Source organism: Rhodopirellula sp. SH410 (genome assembly GCF_055811895.1).
The window spans coordinates 4,469,039-4,494,209 of the sequence record NZ_CM147949.1 but is presented as its reverse complement, the minus strand read 5'-3'; the positions used below and the strand labels follow the sequence as shown (position 1 = coordinate 4,494,209).

Annotated in this window: 24 protein-coding genes and 1 tRNA gene; 12 read left to right on the top strand and 13 right to left on the bottom strand. The window is 57.0% G+C overall.

From position 1 onward, the window contains the following. Window positions 1-38: 38 nt before the first annotated feature. Window positions 39-1,640, bottom strand: a complete 1,602-nt coding sequence (locus tag SH410x_RS16375; RefSeq protein WP_473668932.1) for a S1C family serine protease — start codon at window positions 1,638-1,640, stop codon at window positions 39-41. Between the two features lie 330 nt (window positions 1,641-1,970). On the opposite strand from SH410x_RS16375, the gene SH410x_RS16370 reads away from it, so the two are divergent. Further along, window positions 1,971-2,053 (top strand) — tRNA-Ser (locus SH410x_RS16370). Between the two features lie 47 nt (window positions 2,054-2,100). Here the strand turns inward: SH410x_RS16370 and SH410x_RS16365 are convergent. The 10 genes from SH410x_RS16365 to SH410x_RS16320 all read right to left on the bottom strand — a co-directional run bounded on the left by SH410x_RS16365 (window position 2,101) and on the right by SH410x_RS16320 (window position 11,161). After that, entirely contained in the window at window positions 2,101-2,721 is a 621-nt protein-coding gene (locus SH410x_RS16365; RefSeq protein ID WP_473668930.1) for a hypothetical protein, read from the bottom strand. A 129-nt stretch (window positions 2,722-2,850) separates the two neighbouring features. After that, window positions 2,851-3,663, bottom strand: a complete 813-nt coding sequence (locus tag SH410x_RS16360; protein ID WP_473677328.1) for a class I SAM-dependent methyltransferase — start codon at window positions 3,661-3,663, stop codon at window positions 2,851-2,853. A 205-nt stretch (window positions 3,664-3,868) separates the two neighbouring features. Then, window positions 3,869-4,294, bottom strand: coding sequence for a Minf_1886 family protein (locus SH410x_RS16355; RefSeq protein WP_473668928.1), 426 nt, complete (start codon window positions 4,292-4,294; stop codon window positions 3,869-3,871). A 133-nt stretch (window positions 4,295-4,427) separates the two neighbouring features. Next, window positions 4,428-5,246, bottom strand: coding sequence for a PSP1 domain-containing protein (locus SH410x_RS16350; RefSeq protein ID WP_473668926.1), 819 nt, complete (start codon window positions 5,244-5,246; stop codon window positions 4,428-4,430). Window positions 5,247-5,418: 172 nt separating this feature from the next. Further along, the gene (locus tag SH410x_RS16345) at window positions 5,419-6,234 is read right to left on the bottom strand and encodes a TIM barrel protein (RefSeq protein WP_473668924.1); all 816 of its coding nucleotides are present in this window, start codon (window positions 6,232-6,234) and stop codon (window positions 5,419-5,421) included. A 179-nt stretch (window positions 6,235-6,413) separates the two neighbouring features. Further along, a complete protein-coding gene (locus SH410x_RS16340) occupies window positions 6,414-6,743 on the bottom strand; it encodes a hypothetical protein (RefSeq protein ID WP_473668922.1) in 330 nt (109 codons plus the stop codon). A 355-nt stretch (window positions 6,744-7,098) separates the two neighbouring features. Beyond that, window positions 7,099-7,260: a hypothetical protein gene (locus SH410x_RS16335; protein ID WP_473668920.1), complete on the bottom strand. Its 162-nt coding sequence runs from the start codon at window positions 7,258-7,260 to the stop codon at window positions 7,099-7,101. Window positions 7,261-7,274: 14 nt separating this feature from the next. Continuing rightward, on the bottom strand, window positions 7,275-7,937 hold the full coding sequence (locus SH410x_RS16330; RefSeq protein WP_473668918.1) for a PEP-CTERM sorting domain-containing protein: 663 nt from the start codon (window positions 7,935-7,937) through the stop codon (window positions 7,275-7,277). A gap of 2,049 nt (window positions 7,938-9,986) precedes the next feature. Then, the gene (locus tag SH410x_RS16325; protein WP_473668916.1) at window positions 9,987-10,529 is read right to left on the bottom strand and encodes a class I SAM-dependent methyltransferase; all 543 of its coding nucleotides are present in this window, start codon (window positions 10,527-10,529) and stop codon (window positions 9,987-9,989) included. A 137-nt stretch (window positions 10,530-10,666) separates the two neighbouring features. Continuing rightward, the gene (locus SH410x_RS16320; RefSeq protein ID WP_473668914.1) at window positions 10,667-11,161 is read right to left on the bottom strand and encodes a YciE/YciF ferroxidase family protein; all 495 of its coding nucleotides are present in this window, start codon (window positions 11,159-11,161) and stop codon (window positions 10,667-10,669) included. Window positions 11,162-11,788: 627 nt separating this feature from the next. Between SH410x_RS16320 and SH410x_RS16315 the strand changes: the two genes are divergently transcribed. Beyond that, window positions 11,789-12,691, top strand: a complete 903-nt coding sequence (locus SH410x_RS16315) for an SDR family oxidoreductase (protein WP_473668912.1) — start codon at window positions 11,789-11,791, stop codon at window positions 12,689-12,691. Between the two features lie 103 nt (window positions 12,692-12,794). Here SH410x_RS16315 and SH410x_RS16310 read toward each other — a convergent pair whose 3' ends face one another. Continuing rightward, complete coding sequence (locus tag SH410x_RS16310; protein ID WP_473668910.1) at window positions 12,795-13,139, bottom strand: hypothetical protein; 345 nt, start codon at window positions 13,137-13,139, stop codon at window positions 12,795-12,797. An 88-nt stretch (window positions 13,140-13,227) separates the two neighbouring features. Here SH410x_RS16310 and SH410x_RS16305 point away from each other — a divergent pair, with 88 nt between their 5' ends. Continuing rightward, window positions 13,228-13,704, top strand: a complete 477-nt coding sequence (locus SH410x_RS16305; protein ID WP_473668908.1) for an AAA family ATPase — start codon at window positions 13,228-13,230, stop codon at window positions 13,702-13,704. Between the two features lie 1,065 nt (window positions 13,705-14,769). Here the strand turns inward: SH410x_RS16305 and SH410x_RS16300 are convergent. Continuing rightward, on the bottom strand, window positions 14,770-15,453 hold the full coding sequence (locus SH410x_RS16300) for a site-specific integrase (protein WP_473668906.1): 684 nt from the start codon (window positions 15,451-15,453) through the stop codon (window positions 14,770-14,772). Window positions 15,454-15,651: 198 nt separating this feature from the next. On the opposite strand from SH410x_RS16300, the gene SH410x_RS16295 reads away from it, so the two are divergent. The 9 genes from SH410x_RS16295 (at window position 15,652) to SH410x_RS16255 (ending at window position 25,021) form a co-directional block, all read left to right on the top strand. Next, on the top strand, window positions 15,652-16,083 hold the full coding sequence (locus SH410x_RS16295; protein WP_473668904.1) for a cyclic-phosphate processing receiver domain-containing protein: 432 nt from the start codon (window positions 15,652-15,654) through the stop codon (window positions 16,081-16,083). A gap of 357 nt (window positions 16,084-16,440) precedes the next feature. Beyond that, complete coding sequence (locus tag SH410x_RS16290) at window positions 16,441-17,631, top strand: IS91 family transposase (RefSeq protein ID WP_473668902.1); 1,191 nt, start codon at window positions 16,441-16,443, stop codon at window positions 17,629-17,631. A gap of 679 nt (window positions 17,632-18,310) precedes the next feature. Beyond that, entirely contained in the window at window positions 18,311-19,735 is a 1,425-nt protein-coding gene (locus tag SH410x_RS16285; protein ID WP_473668486.1) for an IS91 family transposase, read from the top strand. 381 nt (window positions 19,736-20,116) lie between these two features. Further along, window positions 20,117-20,443 carry a hypothetical protein gene (locus tag SH410x_RS16280; RefSeq protein WP_473668900.1) on the top strand — a complete coding sequence of 109 codons (327 nt, stop codon included), beginning with the start codon at window positions 20,117-20,119 and terminating at the stop codon, window positions 20,441-20,443. Between the two features lie 67 nt (window positions 20,444-20,510). After that, the gene (locus SH410x_RS16275) at window positions 20,511-21,083 is read left to right on the top strand and encodes a leucine-rich repeat domain-containing protein (protein WP_473668898.1); all 573 of its coding nucleotides are present in this window, start codon (window positions 20,511-20,513) and stop codon (window positions 21,081-21,083) included. Window positions 21,084-21,816: 733 nt separating this feature from the next. Then, window positions 21,817-22,317, top strand: coding sequence for an RNA-dependent RNA polymerase family protein (locus tag SH410x_RS16270; RefSeq protein ID WP_473668896.1), 501 nt, complete (start codon window positions 21,817-21,819; stop codon window positions 22,315-22,317). A gap of 259 nt (window positions 22,318-22,576) precedes the next feature. Continuing rightward, on the top strand, window positions 22,577-22,966 hold the full coding sequence (locus SH410x_RS16265) for a hypothetical protein (protein WP_473668894.1): 390 nt from the start codon (window positions 22,577-22,579) through the stop codon (window positions 22,964-22,966). Window positions 22,967-23,520: 554 nt separating this feature from the next. Continuing rightward, window positions 23,521-24,429, top strand: coding sequence for a tyrosine-type recombinase/integrase (locus tag SH410x_RS16260; RefSeq protein ID WP_473668892.1), 909 nt, complete (start codon window positions 23,521-23,523; stop codon window positions 24,427-24,429). Continuing rightward, window positions 24,362-25,021, top strand: coding sequence for a transposase (locus tag SH410x_RS16255; protein ID WP_473677327.1), 660 nt, complete (start codon window positions 24,362-24,364; stop codon window positions 25,019-25,021). Before SH410x_RS16260 ends, SH410x_RS16255 begins: the two co-directional genes overlap by 68 nt. The last annotated feature ends 150 nt before the right edge of the window (window positions 25,022-25,171 follow it).

The window sequence follows — 25,171 nt, the reverse complement described above, 5'->3', positions numbered from 1 at the left end:
TCGGCGGAGCTGGACATGAGGCTCTCGTCGGGCCCTTTTTAGTGATCGAGTTCAAAGGGGCGGTTGCCCAGGTTCACGGTCAGTTGCAGCGCCTCGTCGCCACGCTGGACATCCAACTGAATGACCGCGCCCGAGCCAGCGGCGCCCACGATCCGCATTAAGTGACCGACGTCCTGGATCTCGACACCATCGACGCGGCGTACCATGTCGCCGCTCATCAAGCCCGCTAAGCCGCCGGGCGACGCGGGGCTGGCGATGGCGTTGATCATGGCACCGCGTACACGGGTGTTTTCACTCATCAATAGCTCATCAGGGACCTGCTGCAGGCTCACGCCGAGATACCCTCGTTGCACTCGCCCGGTAGCGCGAATGGACTCATAGATCTGTTTTGACAGATTGCTGGGAATGGAAAAACTGACGCCCTGGTAGGTATCACCCACGATCGCGGTGTTAATCCCCACGAGGGTGCCTTTCGCATCGACGAGCGGGCCGCCACTGTTGCCTGGGTTGACGGCCACGTCACTCTGCATGAAATCCTGGTAGCTCCCGCTGGCGCCGTGTTGCTCACCGGCGCGAACCAACCGGTGTTTGCCGCTGAGGATACCGAACGTGATCGTGCGATCGAGTCCGAAGGGGCTGCCGACGGCCCACACCGGCGATCCCACTCGCAGTTTGTCACTGTCACCCCAGCGGATCGGCATCAAGCGATCCGCTTCGACTTTGAGGACGGCGAGATCCGTCAACGCGTCGCTGCCCACGACCCGCGCGGGCAATCGACGGCCATCGCTCAACGTCAGTGAAATGGATTCTCCGCCGGCTATGACGTGTCGATTCGTCAACACATACCCGTCTTTATCGACGACGACTCCGCTGCCTTGATCCGACATCCCGAAGAAATCGCCGCCAAGCAACTTGTGCATCTGCTCGTCCGTCGCCGTCGGTTTGCGTTTGACTTCGATGTGTACGACCGATGGTGCCACGACGGACGTGACCATTTCGTAGGCGCGGCTGAGCGAATCGAGGGAGACATTTTTTAAGCCCTCGCCACCCATTTCATACTCGGCTCGCAATTCGCCGCGGTGCCAAGAGTATCGCACCTCTTCGACAATTCGGGGGACGCTGAATCGTGCGATCAGCAGCATCACGATCATCGATGCGATCAGCGTCAGGCTTTGAATGATCGGGCTGTTGTCGCTCCGGGCACTGGAGTCGACGTTCTCCTCCGGCACCTCATTGACGCTATCTGTGCTGAGGACGGGCGGTGGCGTGGGGATGAACAGGGGGGCGGCGATAGGCGGTGGGCAGGGTGCGTCGTGCTCGCGCCGCGCCAGGTTGTCGGTGGCCCCGACAATCGCTGGTTGGGAGGTGGCCACCGTAGCGGTCGCGATCCCTGTTTTTTCATCGTCGCTCTTGGCATTGTCGACATGTTGGCTGTCGATGCGTTCGATGTCGACGGTTTCAATCGATTTGGGGGGCATCTCTTGGGCGGGGAGCAGCGACCCGTTTTCTGGCCGAGCGACGGCAACTCGAAACGCGATGAGTTCACGTGTATTCGCGATTTCGTCGCGAGCGTTTTCTCGGCGTGTTTCAGCTTGGCGTGGTTCAGCTTGGCGAGGCGTTGGCGACGTTTCATCCCGCATAAGTGCCATCCTTCAATTTTTGAGTTTGCGAACCCCTATCACGGCGCTCACGACTCGCTGTCAGATCGCCCGTTTCAGTCGGACCGCCCCGGTCCGACACCATGATTGTAGCGAAATGACCACACCAAAATCGCATGAAAGTTACTTTTTCTTCCTTCACGGGCCTATTTACGTTCGAAAATGCGGGCGGGTGTTGCCAAAATCGGGCTCGTACTGCAAACTATGGCCTGCACGTTCAAAGTCACCTTTTGGACGGGCACGATTCCGTGACGGGCGGGTCGTTGGTCTCGATATTGAAGATCAACACGCCGCTGAATGCGGAATCAAAGAGGAGGATAAGCGAATTGGTGAGCGGCCTCACTGGAACTGAGGTACCCCGTAAGGGGCTGCGAGTTCGAGTCTCGTGTCCTCCGCTACAACGAAAAGAACCTCGCAAAACCTTGTGTGTTGCGAGGTTTTTTTATGCCTGTTGGGAAACGCCCTCGGTTCGTAAATTAACGAACGTGACCTTGTCGATCGCTTTTGCGAAATCCGCAAAGTACGGATCGACGAAGCCTGCGGCGGCAAGCTTTTCAAGCTGCGATGCATCGCCAGGGGCATCGCTCGACTTCATCACCACCAGCTCTTCGGCTGCGTACATCTGCGAAAATGCCGCCGCCAAAGCGTCGGACGTGACTTCCCAGTTCTCGGGCAGACCTCGATTCGGATACGCCCGGTCGAAACAGAGGCCCACCTGGACGATCGCTAGGATCGGACTGGTCGGAGGCGACGTTGGTCCAGCAAGGGACCGCTGAAGCTGTTCGTGTGTTTCGAATAGATCGACGTTGCCGAGGATCTGGTGCGCCAAACGTGCGCTCTGCCGCATCAGGTCAATGCACAGCCAATGCGCAAAATCCTCGGGCAGCGCATGGTTCCGATCGATCTCGCGTACAGCGTCAACGATGCCACCACCACCGACAATGATCAAGCTCAGCGGGTGCGGGTTCTCACGGCACCACCGCTGAAATCGCTCTTTGAGATTGGGCAGCGTGAGCAGGCTGCCTCCCAGTTTGATGACACGTACTCTTTTGGGGGGAGTCACTTGGTCGACTCGACAGTTAGCGTTTGGCTAGTCGAAAATTTTACTGGATGTCGGCAGGGCGATTGACTTCGCGGCCACTGCTGACCAGGCGCGGTGGGGGCCACGTTTTGGCTAACGTGTCGAGTCAGTCTATTCAGTTTCGGTTGGCCCTTTCGGCTCGATCTCGGGCAGCGGGCTGTCGTCGCGGGCGAAGAACATGAGGTGCTGCCAGGGCAGTTCGTTGTATTCTCGGACGAGCTTCAGGTTGGACGCCGCATACTCCTTCATGATCTGGGCTTTTGGCATTTTGTGCAGAGGTTTAATCGGAACCTCAGGATCTTCCGCTCGGTATTCAAGCAGCGCGATCACGCCGGTGGGCTTCAGGCTCCGCCGGATCGCCCACAGCATTGACTCTGGATGGGAGAACTCGTGGTACACATCGACGAGCAGCACCAGATCGACTTGGCCCGCCGGCAGTCGCGGATCGTCGACTGTGCCGAGAATCGGTTGGATATTGTCGACGCCCTGACGCAGCATGTTCTGACGCAATTTCTGCAGCATCTGAGGCTGAATGTCGACGGCCAGCACCTGGCCCGCGAGCGACTCCCCGGCATCAGTGCTGGTTTCGAGATTGGAATCGACGGTCGCATCGGTTTTAGTCGCCGCTGCTTGGATCGCACACTTCCTAGCCATGGGTAAGGTCCAGTACCCGTTGCCACAACCGAGGTCGACGAGCGTCATGCCGGGTTTGATTTGGAGTTCACCGAGTGCTTCGAGTGCGTTTTCCTCGTCGTTCCGCTCGGGACGAATCAGCCAGTTCGCACCGAGATGCGACATTGGCTGCGCCACGATCCGGCCCATGTAGGTGCGGCGCGCCCGCTCGTCGGGCCGGGGCGGATCTGCTTGGTCGGTCGTCGCACTTCCTGCATCGCTTGGCTGCGTCGCGACCGTGTTACCACGCAGGGACGTCGCCGGATCATCTGATCGCGCGGTGACCGGGCCATACCCTATCGAAATCAATGCGCTCAGCAGGCAGGTCAACAGCACGCCCGGAGTCGCTCGATGCTCGCGGTGGACGGGGCTTGGTGTGTCGACGTTCGCTCTGCGAAAGCATACTCGAACGCAACTGCTGCGGAGCGAGATGAGACTGCCGCTGTCCACCGGATGCTTACTCCGCATCATCGGTAACCAGTTCAAATTGCGGTTGAAACGCTTGATCGAACGAATAGACATTGTTGAAGTCTTCGCGGCGGTCGGTTTCGCTCTTTCGCATTTGCTCGATGCGGATCAGGTTGTAAACCAGCTCACCGAAATCGCTGGTGGAATGCAGTCCCCAGCGTCCCAGTACCATGTGCGCGAGGTATCCGTATTGGTCGATCGCGTACAAACGGCACGCTTCGCAGAGTTGTTGGCCGGTCAGGTGCCGGGGCGCATTGACATCGGGTTCGTCGCCCTGGCAGTACCCCAGTGGTCCGATCCGATCAAGGTTCTCATGGGCGTATTGCAGCGACTCACGAATGAATTGATAGGCTTCGAGCTTGTAACGGGGATCGTCACGAAGAAGATCCCGCATGGCTTTGAGGGGCGAGGTCATGGGCGTGAGTTCGGCAAGAGAAAAATTGAGAGCAGGACTAAAATGAACCGGATTGCCGTGGAAAAATATCGCTCCGATTCATTTGAATTGTACTCGTGATCGGCGGGGGGTGACACTCCTGAGAGCGTTTTATCTAAGTCCTGCGTGGTTTCTTTTTCGCTCGAACCGGCGGTCCAGTACCGACGGTGAGAACCTGGATCACCTCGCCGCGGGGGACCATGATCCGGCGTTGGTCCTCGGTATGAACAATCAGTTGACCGGCCAGGATGTCCTGAGCGATCACGCGGCACGTCCCGTCACGGGTCAAGATCTTGCTGCCGATCGGCGGTAGTTCCGCCGCCAGCGCCTCGTAGGTGTCGAACTCATATCGCAAACAGCATTTCAGTCGCCCGCAGCGACCGGAGATCTTGGTGGGGTCGAGCGAAGCACGCTGCAACTTGGCCATTTTCATTGATACCGGCGGCATCTTGCTGAGAAAACGGCTGCAGCAGACCTCTTGTCCACAATCACCGAAATCCGCCAGCAGCTTCGCCTCCTCGCGAATTCCGATCTGGCGCATCTCAATGCGAGTTTGAAATTGCTTGCCCAGCAATTTGACCAGGGCCCGGAAGTCGACCCGCGTTTCGGATACGAAATAAACAATTACCCGTTCGCCACCAAGTAAACGCTCGACGTCGATCAACTGCATCGGCAGCTTCAATTGCTCCACATGCGGTTGGCAGGCGGCAAGATCTCGCCGCGTCATTGCGGACATTTGAGACCAATCACCACGATCGGTCGAATCGAGACGGCGAAGAATGCGACCGCTCGTCGGTTCGTGTAAACCACCGATTGCCGCCGGTGTGGCTTCGCATAGCACTGTGCCAATCTCAGTGCCACGATCACTATGGATGACAATTTCCTCCCCATAGCGGAATGATTCCTTTGCCGTCATGACACCCAGCAATCGCATGCTGCCGTACCGGCACACGTATTGGAGTAGCGAAGAGGGGGAGGGTTCAGGGTTCAGGGTTCAGGGTTCAGGGTTCAGGGTTCAGGGGGCGCGCTCGGTTTGCCGAGCCGACTGCGTTGGGCCACTCACACACGGTCCAGAGGGCTGTGAGTGAATCTCATCGAGACTGCTCTCAGGCAAAGTATTGCTGGACCAGTTCGATCGTCTTTTCTGCCGCTGTTTGCGAATCGGGGAGCGGAAACGCTTCGGCGCACAGGTAACCCTCGTAGTTGATCGCTCGCAGTGCCGAGGCGATCGGTGAGTAATCCATGTGCCCCAAGCCAGCGGCCCGGCGATTGGAATCGACAAGGTGCACATGCCCAATGTGCTTGGCACCCGCCACAATCGCTTCGGCGATATTTGCTTCCTCGATGTTCATATGAAACAGGTCCGCCAGCAGTTTGACATTATCAGTCGAGAGCCGACCGAGGAATGCAACGCCGTCGTTGACCGTGTTGATCAGGTTGGTTTCGTAACGATTCAGTGGCTCGTAGATGAGCGGCACGTTGTACGAGGCAGCTTGCGAGGCGAGCGTTTCTAGCGATTCGGCAAGGTAATCGAGTGCCTGTTCGTGGCCGACGTCACCACCGTAGCGGCCTTGCATGGAACCAATGATCGCGGGAGCCGAAAACTGGCCGCCGAAGTCGATCATCGAGGCCACGAAATCTCGCGCCGCCGCCCGCCGGCCCGCATCCGGATCCGTCAAACTTAGACCATGCTTGACCATTCCGGCTCCCGTCCCGACTGCCGCCACATCGAGCCCGGTGCTGTCGACGAGTTGTTGCAGTTCCGTCCGATCAACCGCGTCAGGACCGGGGGCAAAGATCTCGACTGCATCAAAACCGAGTGCGGCAGCTCGTGCAAAGGCATCTGGCAATCCGTCCCAAAATACAAACGGCCCGCCGCGGGCCTCCTGGACTAGACTCACAGTGATGGCTGATTTGGACATGAGATTCGGTGTTCAGTAGGGGGATTTTGGAATAGATCAACGAGCCGGGAAACGAGTTTTCCCGGTATTCGTTGAACCGCGTTGCTCATCCGCCGCGGTCCTGCGAGCAAGGGCGGTGGGATGCCCACGCGTTGATCATATCACGGTTCTTCACGTCGGCTTTCGCCGGCCGGTTCGTGTTAGTGCTCGTGCTTCGTCTCAAACTTCAACGCTTTCAACCACGCCTGCAGTTTGTGGGCATCTTCGTGGGTCTTGGTCTTGTGACTGAGCCACTTCGGACAGCGATATTTGATGTCTGAGTGGTTGCCATGACTGTGTTGCTCTACCTCGCACTTGAGCTTCTTGAGCGTGTCCACGATTTGGTCGGCCTGCTTTTGGTCATGCTCATGCCGGGTCGTCCATTTTTCGCAGCGGTACGAGACGACTTCAGAGGCAGCAGCCGTTTGGCTGTTCACAAACCCCAGAGATACGAGCGTGACCGCCAGGGCAACTAATACGGATCGAAACATGAAACACAGACCTTCGAGCAAAAAGAGAGTTCGGGAAAATCGAGAGTTCAGGCAACTTGGTACCTGTTCGGCACGGACACGGTCAAGCCCGACGCGTGTGCGAGACTGGCGAATATCGCCATGGTACGCTTTCAAACGCTCGTTCTTGATGCGGTTTAACACGCTTTTCGATTCGAACAATTTTGGCTCATCCGACGGAAGCGTGCTTCCGTGGTGACTGGAGTTTGGCGAGCATCGCTCAACGGTCCGATGATTTTCTCGAAAAACGTCCTCGGCAAACCGAAGCTCGCCGACCACAGTGGGACAGCTTCGGATCAACGAACACATCAGGGGACATCACTCGGCATCGCTCATTTCACGGCGTGACCGATGGGCCGCGTTGGGCGACCTCGTGCGGGGCGATGTCCACGTGGTGAAACAGTTGGGCGCCCCTAAATGTGTCCGCGTTGACGTGCCAGAGAACGTTCGCAACGAGCTTCTCTGCCAGCAAGAAGACGTGCATCACAACATGAGCCATCGCTGCCACGCAGTTCAGACGTTTTGCTGCGTTTGACGTCGACGGCGACGAGCCCTGACTGCTGCAATGCAGACACCCACGCCGATCAGAGCCAGCGACGAAGGCTCCGGCACGGAAGACGCGTCGATGTATTGGATGCTTCCGTTCCAAACCCGTGGCGTGAAAGGGGTGCCGTTATTAAATGCGCCGTTGGTGGCAGCCCCCAGCGAAATGGTTAGGTCGCCGTTGCTGTAGAATTGATTGCCGCCAGTCCCGTTTGTGTAACTGTGCCCCCAAACGTCGAACTCCGATTCGATGGCGATACCCGTAACGCCTGGTCCCAAAATGAAATCCGCGACATCAAACTCAGAGGGAGAGTCGAACCCTCCTGAATCCCCCAGGCCGGAACTGGCCAACGTCCACCCGGCACCACTACCCGTGAACCCTGAGTAGGTTCCCGTCCGAGTGTAGATATTCATGCTTCCTGCAGTGAATGACTCTTGGGTGTTGGAAAATATTTTCTGAATAGAAATCCCAGTGGGGCTGAGGACATTGATGTCAAAATAGACAAGTCCACCGCTGTTCCCACCATTATTGCTGGCGAATATGGTCGTGATGAGCGCTGCCTGGCCTTGTCCTGCCATGGCCAGAGAGGCCACCACAAACGCCGTCACGGACTGAAATATTCGGATGATCATTTTAAATTTTTCGCGGCAATGGCTCCATGGCTAGCCGCTCGACAAATGTTCCAAGCCGACCCCGTAACAGCTATCCTATCCTACCATCTTAATGGGCCGAGGCAACGCTTTAACTGAAACTACCAGAGAATTTACCCCGTCTTCGCTAACCCCCCCCTGCTGCCCTCAACTGGCATTCTCGATGAAAGAAGAACGCGGCCGGCAACGACTCTGGCGTGAGAGCAATTTCAACAGTAATTCGATACTTATTGGTAATATCGAGTGCATGCTGGGCGGGCGCGATCGAGTCGCCTGACCGAATGGGGGCCACAGGCCGCCTGCGGTGCGCACGCCGAGGTCATTCGGGGTCCTCAACGGCAGTTAATTGACCATTAGTGGCTGGCGGACAATCAAGGCAGAGGGGCAAGGCAGAGGGACAAGGCACGTTGTCCGGAACCGCAAAGCGGTGGTATGCGATAGCCCCGGACGTCAGTCGGGGGACGCCAGCGCTCAGCCATTCGAAATCGCGAAGCGATGGCAGGTGTTGTTCCCGTTATTCCCGCGAATCGTTTGCCGTGCAAAACACCTGCCGTCCCTCCAGGACTACGCTGCCGTTGTTCGCAACCGGTTCCCCGGACTGACGTCCGGGGCTGTCACCTGCCGTGATTTCGTCACTAGGACGCACTCAAGACGAACTCGAGACGCGACTGCAGCGAACGCTCAATCTCGCTGCGCCCGCGAGCAGATCGCCGTCTGGAAACATTGACGGGGGCCGTTTTGGAGGTGGTCGGCTGGAGCGGCGTGTCTCCGGAACCGCAAAGCGGTGGCCTGCGATAGCCCCGGACGCCAGTCCGGGGACGCCAGCGCTCCGCCATTCGAAATCGCGAAGCGATGGCAGGTGTTGTTCGCGTTATTCCCGCGAATCGTTTGCCGTGCAAAACACCTGCCGTCCCTCCAGGACTACGCGGCCGTCGTCTGTAACCGGTTCCCCGGACTGACGTCCGGGGCTGTCACCTGCCGTGACTTCGTCACTAGGACGAACTCAAGACGCGGTTGCAGCGTTCTGCAGCGAACGCTCAATCGCGCCGCGCCCGTGAGCAGATCTCCGTCTGGAAACATCGACGGGGGCGGTTTTGGAAGTGGTCAGCTGGAGCGGCGTGTCTCCGGAACCGCAAAGCGGTGGTATGCGATAGCCCCGGACGCCAGTCCGGGGACTCAACCATTCGAAATCGCGAAGCGATGGCAGGCGTTGTTCGCGTTATTCCCGCGAATCGTTTGCCGTGCAAAACACCTGCCGTCCCTCCAGGACTACGCGGCCGTCGTTCGTAACCGGTTCCCCGGACTGACGTCCGGGGCTGTCGCCTGCCGTGACTTCGTCACTAGGACGAACTCAAGACGCGGTTGCAGCGTTCTGCAGCGAACGCTCAATCGCGCCGCGCCCGTGAGCAGATCTCCGTCTGGAAACATCGACGGGGGCGGTTTTGGAAGTGGTCAGCTGGAGCGGCGTGTCTCCGGAACCGCAAAGCGGTGGTATGCGATAGCCCCGGACGCCAGTCCGGGGACGCCAGCGCTCAGCCATTCGAAATCGCGAAGCGATGGCAGGTGTTGTTCGCGTTATTCCCGCGAATCGTTTGCCGTGCAAAACACCTGCCGTCCCTCCAGGACTACGCGGCCGTTGTTCGCAACCGGTTCCCCGGACTGACGTCCGGGGCTGTCGCCTGCCGTGATTTCGTCAATAAGGTACGAGCGGAAAATTGCGGTCTGATATCGCCCCCGAACGCTCCGCGGTCGACCATTCCGACCGCGGAGCGTTCGGCCACTGATTTGCCGCTCGTCACTAAGAGGAACCCAAAGGTTCCGAGTGACCTAGCACTTTACCGAGTGGTACATCAACGAAAATTCGCATTTCTCCTAGGCATTGCTTCCTCTCCACGCCCCGTGTTTATCGCAACTGCGAGATTGCGTGTGAATCGTGCTGTGTCCCTCCATGACTTCCCTTGTCTGCGCCATCGGAACGTAGGTGCAACGGATGGTTCATTCGTTCCGGGCAGCTTGTCGTCACGCGCCCGATCATTCTGCGGCCTTGGTCCATGTGAACACACGCAGGGGCGGTAGGTTCAGTAGCACACCGCTGACGGAAGGCTGTCCAAAGAGTGGTTCAGCGTATGACACAACATGACTTCGCAGTTGGTAGGCGATGAAGGTGCCGCCGACAACGAGGTCTCGATGGATTGCCTTTATCGCCGACTCGGCGGTTTCAGAATCCAGAGACGAAAACGGAATCCCAGACACGATGACGTCGGGCGATTGAAAGTCGTTCATCATCAGCACGCGTTCCAGGCCCACGACGTCGTCCAGCACGACTGTCAGGCGTGAATCGCCGATCTCTCTTAGTGGTTCAATGAAACCTGCGGTTTTCTCGATCGCCAGGACACGGCAATCGGGGCCCGCGTGCTCCAGCAAGCTTTCTGTGGTCCCTCCGGTGCCTGGTCCGAGGTCGACGATTCGTCGGGCGGATCGTACGCAGTCGCGATCAGCAATCTGTTCGGTAAGAAACGGAAAGCTGGGTATAATCGAAGCGACCTGCGACGGGCAGCGTAACCATTCTTTCATCACCGCAACAGCGCGAGTCCTGTATGCCCGTCGACGGGGGATGGCGGCCTGGATGGTCATGAGCTTGTGCCTGATGGTGGTGTGTCAAAAAGAGGAAGCCGTGGCCCGAATCGACCACGGCTTCAGGCGGCAGTGATTTAACCAACTGTTAACGCATCTTTGTTAATCGCTTGGGCGAGCTGCGAAAGTTTCTTGTCGGCCGACTCCTCTTCGTCGATATTCTGTTTCAACAGTTTTAATGCGTTGTCGTATCCGAGTGCCTCGGCCCACGTGCAGAGCGTTCCGTAGGTCGCGATCTCGTAGTGTTCGATCTTTTGAGCGCAGGCAATGATGAAGGCATCTTTGACGGCCGGATCAGCGTCTTCCTTGAGCATGTCTTCGGCTTCCGTGATGAGCCCCTTCATCGCTTCGCAAGTCTTGGCCTTGGCGGCTTTGCCCGTGTCCTCGAATGCACTTTCGACTCGGTCAACTTGCTTTTGCGTCTCAGCGAGGTGTTCTTCGAGGGCAGCGGTTAGCTTCTCGCATGATGCCTTTTTGACCATTTTCGGCAGCGCTTTGACTAGTTGCTTCTCGGCGCTATAGACGTCACGAAGTTCGTCGTAGAAGGCGTCGGCGAGGGTTTTCATGGTCATTGGAATTCTCCGTTTGAAAGGGATGTAGAGTTGCACGATGGAGAGATGCGGATATGCGATTCGTGTGCCAGAACGCCGCGGTTTGCGACGCGAATCTTTGGCCTCCGGTTGATTCCTGGAAATGTGCGATGTTTCATCGCTTGTCGTACCGCGGAAGAAGAGGACGGCGTGTGGCAGAAGCCGCCGACGTAACGAAAACCGAGCAGGCTGAGCGATGGGCAGACAAAACCATCCCGGGTTGCGTCAACTCACTCAGCGAGGGCGAATGAATAGCCCGAGTGGCTATGTTCGCCAGAACGTGGTCTCCACCGTCTGGCGACACTAGCCACATTTAATTCGACGCGTTTTGTTGGCTCACCCGCCCGAAACGTGCTTCGGACTGAGTCGCGACGACAATCGCATCGATGCGATCTTCCGAGTGCAGAGTCAGGGTGCTGGTTCTACCCACGATGAGCCCGGATGGACGGTTTTGTATCGCGAGCTAGGTCGCTGCCCTGGCAGGATTGGTCGAGCAGTTCTTCGTCGCAGACTTATTGGAACGCGGTTTGCGAATCTGGCGTTGGCCGTAGTATCAAATATCCCAACTCAAGCGGCCCATCCACCTCAGCCATCGCAGGAGCCATTCCCATGTCCACGCAGACCACCGAACGAGTTCAGCTAGTTGACCCTCGCGAAGCCTATGCGCAACCTCCATTCACAGATCAACCGACGATCGACATGCCCGGAACGACATCGCAAATGGAGCCGGTGCCCGATCACGGCGAGCAGTCGTATCGTGGCTCTGGGAAGTTGAATGGGTTGTCGGCTCTGGTCACAGGTGGTGACAGCGGAATCGGTCGCGCTGTTGCGCTCTGCTATGCCCGGGAAGGGGCAAACGTCGCGATCAACTATCTATCCGAGAGCGAAGACGCAGAGCGAACCGCTGAACTGGTGAGAGAGGCTGGCGTCAGGGCTGCTGTCATTCGCGGTGACTTGCGAGACGAGGCGTTTTGCAAATTATTGATCGACAGCACCTTCGATGAACTCGGTACGCTCGACATACTGGTGAACAATGCGGCGTACCAGGAAACGCGTGAAGAAATGGATGAGTGGTCGACCGAGACGTTCGATCGCATTTTCAAGACGAACGTCTACGCGGCGTTTTGGCTGTGTCGCGCCGTGCTGAAACGGCTGCCCGCCGGAGGCAGTATCATCAATACGGCGTCGATCCAAGGCTACGACCCGTCGGCGTATCTGCTGCCCTACTCTGCGACCAAGTCCGCGCTGCTGGGGATGACCAAGGGGCTTGCGAAATTGGCCATTGAGCACGGAGTGCGTGTCAATGCGGTCGCTCCCGGGCCGGTGTGGACGCCCTTGATCCCAGGCTCGATTCCCCAAGACCACATGCAGGATTTCGGTGACAACACGTTGTTCAAGCGTCCTGCGCAGCCCATCGAACTGGCTCCTTTGTACGTTTGGCTGGCCAGTCCCGAGGCCAGCTACGTCACGGCGGAAGTGTTCGGGTGCACCGGTGGCAGAACGCCGGTTTGAGCTTCGATAGGGGAGCGTCTGTCATCGAGCACCGACAGACGCTGAGGGACAAGACGCTGAGGGACAAGACGCTGAGGGACAATACGCTGAAGGACCTAGCTCTTCAACGAGCGGAATCAAAGACAGATTGCAGCTTCCCGTGACTTGGTTCTTCTGCGAGGCCGCTGTTCATCGCCGTGAGGAAGTTGCGAGTAAAAAGTGCTGCGTCCGTCAACGTCTGTAGAGCACGGCAAAGTCTGTAGAACACGGCAAACGCACACGATAGCACGGGAATTCCCCGTAATTTAGCGAGATAGTCCACGTTCCAGCCAGCGGCTCGTCGCCTCATCGCAACGCTGTGCTTGCCGTCTTGCTGCTTCAGCATGCCCAGGCCGAAGCATTTCAGCCACGCCATATTGTTCGCAGTGTTTCGCTCGCGGACTCGATTTTCATCCTCGCGGAATGTCACATCGAGGCACCAATGAAGCGTGTTCTCGATCGCTCAGCGACCGCGTACGTAGCGAGCAAACTTCTCTACTCCCGGTACAATCGAAGCGATGAAGAATCGAACCTCGGTTGAGGAATTTGAGCCACTCTCACTTTGCCGGATAGCGACACCTACAGCGAACGACGTTTCCAAGCTGCCACCCAAGTTCAGTCGTAGCGAACGCTTTGACGGCGTGTTCTTTCTTGGTCTCCCCAGTCGTGAAGAGAAGGACGCGATTTGGAAGATCTACCGGGGGCTCTATGAAATTGATCCCTCGCAGAACATTCCCGGTGACACGAACTGGACGGGTGCCGTGATCAAGTCCTGCTGTCGTCTGTCGGCAATGTTGGATCTTTCACTGAAGCTGGCGACTCAGAACGTGGTTCCTGTCACCGTCAGTGCGTCTGAGTCCATGGATCGCCTGCGGTCCTGGGCCAGAGGTCGGTGTCTGTCGGCGAGTTGCTCCGGATTCTATCAGCGACCAACGGTTCGCCAAAGACTCCTCGCCGTGTTAACCGCGAACCGTCGAACAACTGAGCCCATGTGAAAATCCGGATGTTAAACCTAGGCGGACGGTGTCGGTCGGCAAGTAAACAACTTCGCTCGACCATGGCCGCGGACCGGTTGAGTTTCAATGGGTTGGCGACGGTGACACGTCATCGAGAAAGTCGGAGCAACCCGCGAGAGTATCGCCGAGCAGGCGATCGAGAGCGGATTTGGCCCGACGGCGAAGAAAGGAAGCAAGTGGCGACACTTTGGCCACATCGAAGCAGGATCTGCCCGAAGTGGCACCGCCGCCTATGACGCGTTGCTATCTCCAAACGGAGCGGCGACGGACTCATTCGGTTGCTGAGGATGGTAGGTGAGGTGCACCAGTTCAATCCCACCTTTAAGGAGCTTGGGTAGCTGCACATCTTATCGCGCAGCCCGTCGACGCTCCCCGGGCAACATGCCGCAACCACCTGGCCATCATGCGTCCGCGCACGCTAATTGCCCATCAGCTCAATGACAGGAAACCACTGCCAATGTTGGCGGCGTCGCGACATTGCTGACGGGCGGTTAACTCAGGCCAAAATCCGAAACTATCCAGGACGTGCATCGAGGCGGTCTAGTCCACGGCGACCGTCATCTCGTCGTAAGTGTTGATGGCACATATGGGCAAATTTCTTAACATGACAGTTGCGACGTCAACACGTTCCGCAAAAAGCTTGACCTGCGGGCTCGCCTCCCTCATAATCATTGCCGCTGGAGCGATCGGTGATCTGCTGTCCTCTTAAATCGGTGATAACTCCGGCAGTGTCACCGACCGAACCGAAGGTGCATCCGGCAGTGAGGCTTCCAAAACCAGCTGGTTTAACAGGTCGCCTCGACGAAGACAGGAAAAGAGATGAAACGCCAGGAATCAGAAGCGATTGTCGGGTATAGCGTCCTCGAGAAATTCGAAGACTGTTACCAATACAATGAGAATGCTTGCTTCATCGCAGACTCTCAGAGCAGCGCCGGTGCTTTTCTGATCTATGGACACGGCGATGCGAATGATTGCCGGATCGACGAAGTTACCTTTGACGACATCATGCACGACTACGGGGGTGCGTGTAAATTTCCGTCGTCTTCACATCGTTGTGTCCAAGTAAATGCAGGATCTCACGGATGTTCGTACCCGCTTGCCCAGGATGCACTCGTAAAGAATCAGCAGCGATGATTGCGCCTGCGTCTGCGTGCTCGCTGCCACCTGCCCAGTGACCGCCAGCTTGGTCAAAAACGACTCGATATCCCGTTCGTTGAACAGCGCCAGTTCCATGGACCCCACGTGTCCCATGAATCGCTTGACCCACCGCACGTATGCTTTCTCCGTCGCCATCGAGTAGTGCAGCACACGCATGTCGCCCCGCATCGTCTGAACCAGCACGGGCTCGGCAGGATCCATCTTGCCACGGATAATTGCCAATTCCTCCTCGGTCGGCGGTACCTCCAAGGCGAGGTTGCGTTCTGGCTTGCCCAATTGCGCGAGTTTCGCAAGGATGCTCGACAAATCTGGCTCGGAGCGTCCCAGCACCAAGTCGCGATAACACTCCAGAGACCTCACCGCCTGCCAACGCTGCCAAGCCGGAGCCCCCGCCTCCAACAACATGCGGGAAAATTGCAGCGTCGTTTCGCGATTGACAGCCAACTCGTTTACCAGGCCCTGGGGGAACGTCATCGCACACCGCCGCAGCCACTTCGGGAACCAAACCCGGTCGCTCTCCCCCACGCCATCGGCAGACGCCACCGCGATCTCAAATTTCAAAAGTGTCATCAGAATGATCCTTCGAGTTAGCGAGGTTGCTTTTGCGTCCCGAGAAGACTATCATCGACTACCACCACAGAGGCCTGCGGGATATTGGTCAAACACCCCAACTCACTCAGGTCGTATTGGCAAAATTCCCGAATACGACCCTACTGACAAGGGTTGAAACTATTGTTACCCGACTGACTCCCGCATAACCTAACGCTGATGCGATACCTCGTGATGCTCGAAGACGATCGGGACCGCATCCGGCGATTTAATGCCATCGTCGCATTTCACCATCCCGACGCTAGAATTGACGTCTATCGTTCTGCGCCAGCCTTCATTGCAGCCTATTCGTTGCTCGATGCGACGCCGTGCTTGTTGTGCCTTGACCATGACCTGTTCGTCGACTCGCCCGATGATCCTGATCCCGGTGACGGACGCGACGTGTCGACATTTCTCACCACGCAAAACGCGACTTGCCCCGCTCTTATTCACTCAACGAACGCCCCCGCCGCCGACAGTATGATGTTCTCGATGCGCGAGGCCGGTTGGACGGTTGATCGCATCGCCCCGATCGGTGATGACTGGATCGAATCGTATTGGTATCCTGTTGCTTACGAACTCATCGACTCAAACATTGAAAATGGCGGGTAACAATGCGATGATGCTGAGCGGCGTTGGTAGCCGTTCTCGCGGTGGTTGAGTCGCTCGCCGCCGCCCGCATATCGCCGCCGTTGTACTGGCCACGGAGAATCTTAAGGTATTTTACCGTTGTATTGGCGAGTCGGACATCTCTCGCTGATTGCGGATCTCAAACCAGCCACTCCGGAGCACCGCGTGGAACCCAGGGTCCAGGTGGCTGGCCGCATCCCTGCGGGCAGAAGGTTGGCATCCATGCCAACCAACAGTTATATTGATGAGCTTCGCTCGCTGTTTTTTCTTTTTTGGGATACAGGTGCAGGGAATGCATCAATCCCGTTGACGAGCTTGACGCTTTGGTAGGTGAGTCTAATGTCGCTCGACATGCAAACTCTTTTCACTCGGCATCTCGACGCTTTTACGTCAACAAGGAAATTGACGCCTGACATGCAGCACGCGGCGTGGTGCATCATCCACTGCCGAACTCGCGAAATGGGCGGTCACGTTAACAGTTGCCCCGAAGGGCATTACCACCAAGTCGCTTACAACTCGTGTTTGCACCGGTGTTGCCCTCAATGTGCTTGGCTGCCTCGCGAAAAATGGCTCAATGGATGGAAGCAACGGTTGCTCAGCGTGCCCCATCATCACATCGTCTTCACCGTCCCACACCAGCTCAACCAACTCTGGCGTTACAACAAACGCGAGTTCGCTGACACGCTCTTCGCCGCCGCTTCGCAAGCACTTTCGCAACTGCTCGATGATCCACAGTATCTTGGCGGGCGACCCGGTATCCTGGCGGCCCTGCACACATGGAACCAGAAACTCGATATCCACGTTCACCTGCACGTCCTCGTCACGGCGGGCGGCTTGAGCGATACGGGAGAGTGGCTTACGCCGCAGAAGAAATGCCTGCTACCACGCAAAGTTTTAATGATCAAGTTTCGGGGCAAGTTCAAAGCCATCCTGCGAGAGAAGCTCAATAAGGGCAAGCTACGATTGCCACCGAAGTTGACCCGCAACCAATTCTATGCCTTGCTCTTCAAGCTCAGCGATGCGTGGAATGTCAAGATTCACGACGCCTACCGCGATGGCCAGAGCGTCACGACCTATCTGGCACGCTATATCAAGGGCGGCCCGATGGGCAACTCGCGATTGATCAACGAACAAGATGGGTACGTCAAGTTCCGCTACCGGCTCAGTGAACTCGAGGGCGGCGACGGCAAGCGTCAAGGCGCAATGCGACTGCCCGTCAACGTGTTTCTAGCCCGTTGGTTCGAGCACGTGCCACCACGAGCCTACCAGTGCGTGCGAGGCTACGGGCTGTACTGCGGCAACCCGCATTCCAAACTGGCGATCGCGAGAGCAGCGTTAGGCGAGCCCGCACTGTCGAGCGAGGGGTCAGCACCACCGAGTTGGCAGGAGGTCTGCGAGGCGGCTGGCATGGATTCAGCGTGCCGGTGCCCCAAGTGCGGTGCGATTCTGGTCAGCCACCATTCATTTCAGGCCGGGCGGTCACCACCTGCGGCCGCCTTTCGTCAATCAACTCACGGACAAGCCGCATGACGCGCTCTCAAAAACACCTCCATGCGAAGCAAAACGCGACACCCCAAGGAACCGAAGGTGCGCGCTGCGGAGGATGCGATATCAAGCAACGACGCCAAATTGTATTTCCACCACTGCCGGCGATGGTAAAACACTAAGCCCGCAAAGCCATTACTGAGCCGTTGATTCGCGACTTGCAACCGCCCATAGTGCCCAGTACAACAATAGGATGCACCGCGCTCGCATCCACGCCTATCGACAAAAAATGCCTCCACGTGCGAGGGCAGTGATCCTAAACGTTGAACTTAATCGATCGTGATCGGTCGCTTCGATTTGTGCGGAGGTGACTCAGTAGTCGGCGAGCCATGGCGAGACGGCAAGGCTGGTCTCTCGCTTCAGCAACGTCCCCACCCTGAGTTGGATGCGTCACTCGGTTGATACTTCACGCCCTTGGACTGCCGTCGATAGACCGCTCGTTCTGCATCGGCGCTGGCACTTCTTTTTCCGCGAACGCGATTCGGTGGGTTCCCTCGGTGCGATTGTTCTTGCTGCGGGGGGTTGGATAACCAAATTGGTGCCCGGATAACGAAAGCGAGTGGCTGGATTCTTTCATGCACGCAAATAGCGTTGGGGTTTTCGCCCGCTGAGTGCTGAACATGACGACGCGGGGTGACCGCGTCTGTTCATGAGATGAGTCCTAATGAGTGTCCTCGCAAGTCCGCTGGTCGCGGCGATTGCCAACCCCATCGCCGCCGGGCTGAGGAAGCTTCGCCAGCTGGCACCAGCTCAACCCGGCCCGACCAGCGTTGTGGTTCCCGACGCCAAGAGCGAAGCCGGTGGCAAAGACGGAGAACTCGGCAAGGCGGCATCGCAACCGTCAGGCTTGACCGTTACTGGACTGCTCAAGCAGTATGCTTCGCAGTACGTGAAGAAGCACTCCGGCCAGGCAGTCCCGCAAGTGCAGAGCACGCTTGCCAAGACGGCGCTGTGCCGGACGCGGGCCCTGGGTGGACACGTCTATCGCTGTGACGGATGTCAATCAGAAACGCCGGTTTACAATTCCTGCGGTGATCGTCACTGCCCCCAGTGTCGCGGTGCTCGGCGTGCCGACTGGCTGGAGTCGACTTGCGAGTTGCTGCTTCCCGGTGTGACGTACTTTCAGGTCGTCTTCACGCTGCCCGAGGAATTGTCGGGATTGGCATTGGGAAACCGCCGGGAAATCTACAACCTGCTGTTCCACTGCGCTTGGGAAGCCCTGCGCGTTCTAATCGCTAAGGAACAAGGTTTTGAAGCGGCGGCTGCGATGGTGCTGCATACTTGGAATCAGAAGCTTGACGCACACGCTCATGTACACGCGTTGGTCCCTGGTGGCGGACCGTCGCTCGCCCCCTCGGCACCGGGCTGGATCAATAGTCGCAAGCGGAAGGGCAAGCCTTCATCGGCTCCCTATTTGGTGGACGCGAAAGAACTCCGCAGGTTGTACCGCGAACTTGTCTTGAAAGGACTGCGTCGATTGCGGAGTAAGGGCAAGCTGAAGCTGGAAGGCGATTGGAGCCCATTGCAGGATCAGGCGAACTGGGACGAGTGGCTGAGTCGATTCGAGAACAAGACATGGGTGTCATTCATCCAAGCCCCGCCGAACGAGCATTGCCGGCCCGAACATGTTGCGAAATACTTGGCACGTTACATGACTGGCGGCCCGATCAGCGATCGTCGCTTAATTTCGCACGCCGACGGCAAAGTCGAGTTTTGGGCCCGGGTTGGCAATCAGACTGGCGGTGGCGATGGTGCCAGCGCACCGTACGCCCTCAGCGGCGTGGAGTTCGTCCGCCGCTGGTCGATGCACATTCTGCCCAAGGGTTTTACAAAATCTCGCCGCTATGGCGGTTACAGTAACCACCATCGCGATCGCTACATGAAAGAATGTGCCGAGTGGCTCAGCGCGGTCGAGGAATCGACACCGCCGACCGTCGCCGAGGAAAAACCGGAGGAAGAACCTGACGAGTCGGTACCGAAGTGTCGGCATTGTGGTGAAACAATGGAGTTGATCTCTTCGTCGCTCAAACCCTCATGGACTGAGGTGATGTCGAGTCGGTATCGGCCAAGGTGGTATGAAGATGCCTAGACCGGCGACACGTTTGACATTTCCCAAATCGTTGTCATACCGTATCTCGTTAGAGATGCTGTTGGTTGAGTGCTGCGCCGAAGTGAGAAATCAGGTTAAAAATGGGGATTGTGGGGTAGTCGGCGGCGAGCATCTGCCGCGACAAGTTGCGGTCGGCGTGGCCAGTGGAGTAGAATCAAGGAGTCGCCGGGTCAGTCCAATTGATTGATTCCGCATACGTTTTTGCCAGCGTGGCGATCACGATCGACAAAGTTCAACGCACGATCTATCCGCAAGTCAGGCGATCAGCTCAACCCGCAAAGTTGGGCTTTTCTAACGCCTGACCAGCGGATAGATCGCAATTCGTTACCCGACTGAACGCACTGATGCACCACTGTCCTGATGAAGCCTGAGCCGTACGAACCGCCCCATGCTGGCAGCGCGTCGGAGATCGACGAAGTGGACCTTCCACAGATTTCCGTCGTTGCATGGATCGTATTGGGTATCCTACTGGCCTGTTCGTTTGTTTTTTTGTTCGGCGACATTGGCTTCGATCGACCTGGCCGTTACGGCTTGGATTTCGGTCACGCTTTGCTCCTTTTGGCCACATCCGCAGTTGCTTCACTCACAGGGATTGCTGCTGCATGTTGGCGACGATCTGGTGGGTCGGCATGCGTCGTTATTGCTGCGATGCTCGTTGTGATCTTGTCCGTGATGGTCGGCGGGTAACAAAGCCATGCAGTGGAGTACGGCATCAGGCGTTTAGAAGTAGAAAATCAATCGGCCGTACCCACTGATGGCCGACGTTCGTCGAACTGGAGATTGTTTGCGATTTAGCGTCCGTGCATCACTGCTGATTGTTGCTTTGGTGGTGATCGTATTTACCGTTGTGGCGATGACGACCCGCGACTATCGAAAGCGTCTTCGCATTGAGTCAGACTTGCGCTCAATGGGTGCGTACCACGTTGGCTTCGACGAGAACAACAACCCTGATTGGGTGTCTTTCGTAGTGCCCATTGGTTCTCCTCAAATTGCCACATACAAATCGTTCGAGCACATCGACTTTGCGGGCGCACACGTGACGGACGCTTCAATGCGCAAAATCGCCCGACTCGAACGAATCATGGCGATCCATCTGACGGATTGCGATATCACTGACTCACAGCTTGAATTACTCGCCAACGTCGGATCACTCAAAATCCTCCGCCTAAACGGATCACATGTAACGGACGAAGCCATACCTGCCATTTCGTCGATCAACGATCTGATGTCCGTTGACCTATCAGGTACACTTGTGACTGATGACGGCGTTGCGCAACTCAAGGAACTTTGTCCCGGCATCGTCGTGCGCCACGAACCCAGATACTGACGACGAACCATGAAATGCACGTGCGGACTGGCAAGGTCTGATTGACAAGCGGGTGTGAATCCCGTCTGGGTAAGTGCTAGCCACACGCCCGGTATCGAGTGTTGCAGCCCACGTATAAGGCGTGTTGCCGAAGTCGTTGGTTGAAGCGTACACAGAAAGGTAGTGAGGGTGAATGGATCACAGGTAGCCCTGTGACCGTGAACGGGATTAGCTCCGAAATTTTGTAACTGTTGAATCTGCCCAAGGTCTGTGCATGCCTTAAGGCAACATTGCTCACAGCGCTACCGGCAAGCTGTGAGTGGAGATCCGGAGTCCGCGCCCCGCTCGCGCTACACACCATGTCATTCAGGCAACCAGTGAGGCCCTGAGGTTCTTGATCGATTCGCGACTTCCGATCTCGATCGATCGAGTATGTCCTAGAAGTGGAATAAGCAACGAAGACAAATGACTCTCAGGGAATCGGACGATCCAGTAGTACCGCAGCGGCCCGAATGCCAATCGGGACGCGGCATGCCGAGTAATATCGGAGCAGGGAAGCGGATCGGGATGACACGCGGTCCAGACCGGGCACCGACCGTACTCAGTGACGGAGACTCGGTGCTAACCCGGCTGGATCGCATCTCTCAGAGAGCGAAGGCTGACCACGAAGGGGTTTTCAATAACCTCTTTTCGCTGCTCACTCATGAGCTGTTGTGGTATGTCTTTCACCGACTCAAACGAGGTAAATTGCCTGGTGTCGATAACGTCACGGTGGAAGGGTACGAAGCAGATCGGACGTTTTGCACGTCGCGATCACCAGCGACGTGGCGAAGGCGCGCCGAGCACGTTCGACTTCCTCGGATTCACTCATTACTGTGGCCTGTCGCGGGCAGGAAAGTTCAAGCTGAAGCGGAGAACGTCAGGTAAGAAACTTCGAGTGAAGTTGATGGAGATGCGTCTGTGGTTTCATCATCAGCTCTCGACACCGGTCGGCGAGATGTGGCAAACGCTTAACATGAAACTTCGCGGTCACTATCAGTATTACGGCATCAATGACAATTGGCCGATGCTGATGGCGTATCGTAGCAAGGTTCGTCGGATGGCGAAGCGTCACTTGAGCCGTCGGAGTCAGAAGAGCTATGTGAACTGGGACGATTTCAATCGCTTCACGGAACTTCATCCCTTGGCGGGGCCGACCAAATTGAAGGACCTGATCGCGATGAACCGTGAGTTGCTGAGTGCGAGGGACAAGTGACATCTGGGAGCCGGATGCTGTAACGCGGCACGTCCGGATCTGCGAGGGGCCGAGGGTCAATGAGGCAAGGTTGAAATATTGTGACACCACAACGGAAAACCAGTGGCAAACAGTGAGCACAAAGCGTAACCTAAACCAAAGAGACCCCGGTCTACTCTCCCGGAGCACTCATTCATGCGGCAGCTGAAATCAAAGTCTTCCGTTCGTGCCCGGTTACGGCAGGCGTTCTGCCATAAAGTAGTTTCCGCGAAAACACTGCATGGAAAACCCATACGAAACACGCGCCGACGAGGAATCTTCTGCCCCCGACATTCCAACGCGATGGTGGTGGCCGATCCTACTTGGAGTTCTCGTGACTCCTGTCGCGATGGGACTGGCGGTGCTTTCGCACGGATTCGGGCATGGAGATGGTTCCGCCGACGACGTATTATTTCCGTTGCATCGTCCTCTCCGCATTCTGCTTCGATCTGAGAACATTGCCGCTTTCACGATGTACTTCGCCCAGTTTGCAGTCTACGGAATCGTGCTTGCGTTGGCCGTTCGTCGTCAGCGATTTCTGCTCATTGCGTCCCTCCTCATTGCGTTTCATGTCGCTTCGTTCTTGCTTCGCAACCAAATTGCCGATTTACTGATCTCCGCACGCGGTTGATCTTTTGTACAATACTAAACGTCTATGGTTCGCAACTGTCTTCAAAAAGAGCCAGAAGCATGACATGCACGCGAGGACGGCTTGCGCGGTTTCTGAAGTGGAGAGTCTTTCGTCCGTCCCCCGTGATGTCTACCGTTGAACTTAATCGAATTGCTCCGGTGCAGTGCTTGGAGTGATGTGTTCAGTTGGCTGGCCGCATTCCTGCGGGTGGTGGGCTGGCATCCTTGCCAGCCACGGACTGAGTTGATCAGCTTCGCTCGTTGAGTCTTCGCGGGGATGCCTCCGACGCACCGTGGCGTCCCCCTGATGCGATTCCCCGTCAGCACGCGGGCCATTCATTTGGCTGATGCTCCACCTGCACCGTCAAGTCGGTGCGGATCAGGGCGTCGGTAACCGGGCCGGTTATAGGGGATGTACCCGACAGCTATTTCTTCCGTTTAACGATTAAAGGGATTAAAGAGGTTGCGCTTCTTGTGACGGCAATTGTACTGGGTCTCCTGCTTGACCACTCGCACTTCGTGAGCTGGCAGGTTGCCTACTACTGAATTCCACGCATGACTCCCTACCAAAAACGCCTTTGCCCACTGACCCAGCGGCTCGCCGAAGACATGAAGATCCGCCACATGGCGGGCGCCACGATCGACGCTTGCACCTACCATGCCAAGCGGTTTGGTGACTTCATTAAAAAGCCGCTGGACCAGGCAACCCCGGAAGACGTTAGATCCTTCCAGCTTTACCTGATCGAAAACAGGAATCTTGCATATAGCAGCTTCAACCAAGCCGTTTGTGCTTTACGGTTTCTCTACACCCATTCGATCCGTGTCCCCTGGCCGGTCTCCATGGTGCCGTTTGGGAAACGACCTAAGACGCTGCCTGTTGTGCTCAGCCGAAATGAAGTCAACGAGCTGCTCACGTGCACCAAGAACCTCAAACAGCGAACTTTCCTGACGACGCTCTACGCGACGGGGTTGCGGTTCTCCGAAGCGGCCAATCTGCGACTCGTCGACATCGACTCGCAGCGGATGCAAATTCACATCCGCCACGGCAAGGGAGGCAAAGATCGACAAGTACCGCTCTCACCGAGACTCTTGACCGAGCTGCGAGATTACTGGCAGATCTACAAACCGAGCATTCTCCTGTTCCCCGGCAACCTGCCGGACAGGCCCTACAATCACACGTCGATTCTCAAGGCGATCAAGCACTCGGCCAGTATGGCGAAGCTTCGCAAACGAATTTCACCTCACACGCTTCGTCACTCCTACGCGACGGGACTTCTCGAGGCGGGCGTGGACTTGCTGACGATCAGCAAGCTGCTCGGTCACGCGAGCTTCGTCACGACGATGATTTACCTGCATTGCCGGCGAGAGCACATGATCTCGACGCCCAGTCCACTGGATTGGTTACCTGACTCGCTACTTAACGGGCGGTCCGATCAGCAATTCACGCATCGTCGCGGCGGATGAATATGAAGTGACGTTCATGGCTCGCGAGGGAACCAAGCAGGGCGGTGAGTCAAGGCAAGTTCCGGTGACGCTCACCACACTCGAATTCGTACGTAGTTGGTGCATCCATATCCAGCCTGATCAGCTGACGAAGACACGATACTTTGGTGGTTGGAGCAATAGTCAACAAGCGAGTTACCAGCAGCGTTGCATCGACGACATCAACGCCGCCGAGCTACCGTATGCCGCCGGCGCGATGGAGTTCCCACCCGCGGAACCTGAGGCCACCGAACCAAGATCGACGCAGCCAACGTGCCCGCGTTGCGAGCAGGCGACCCTGCGAGTGGTATCGACGACTCCGCGTCCATCTTGGCGAGAGATATTTTCACGTGGCAGCAAAACGATGCCAGCCTGGTACTCCGGTTCGTTGCAAGGATCAGATCGAGCGTTCTGGGACGGTGCCAATGGTGACGGTTTTTACGACTGGTACCTGAAACATCCGGTAGAAGGTGCATACGCAGTCGCGGCGGCGACGCTGGATCCAGTGAGTGCCCCAAGCAGCCAGCCAATGCTCCCAGGACTAGAATGCGGTGGCTACTACGCGATAGAATAGAGTTCGTGGTCGCCACCGCCGCATCACTCGGTACGCGAGCCCAGCAGTGTGGCGACAAAGTTCAACGCACGATCTATCCGCACGTCAGGCGAGCAGCCCAACCGACAAAGTTGAGCTTTTTCTACGCCTGACATGCGGATAGATCGCAAT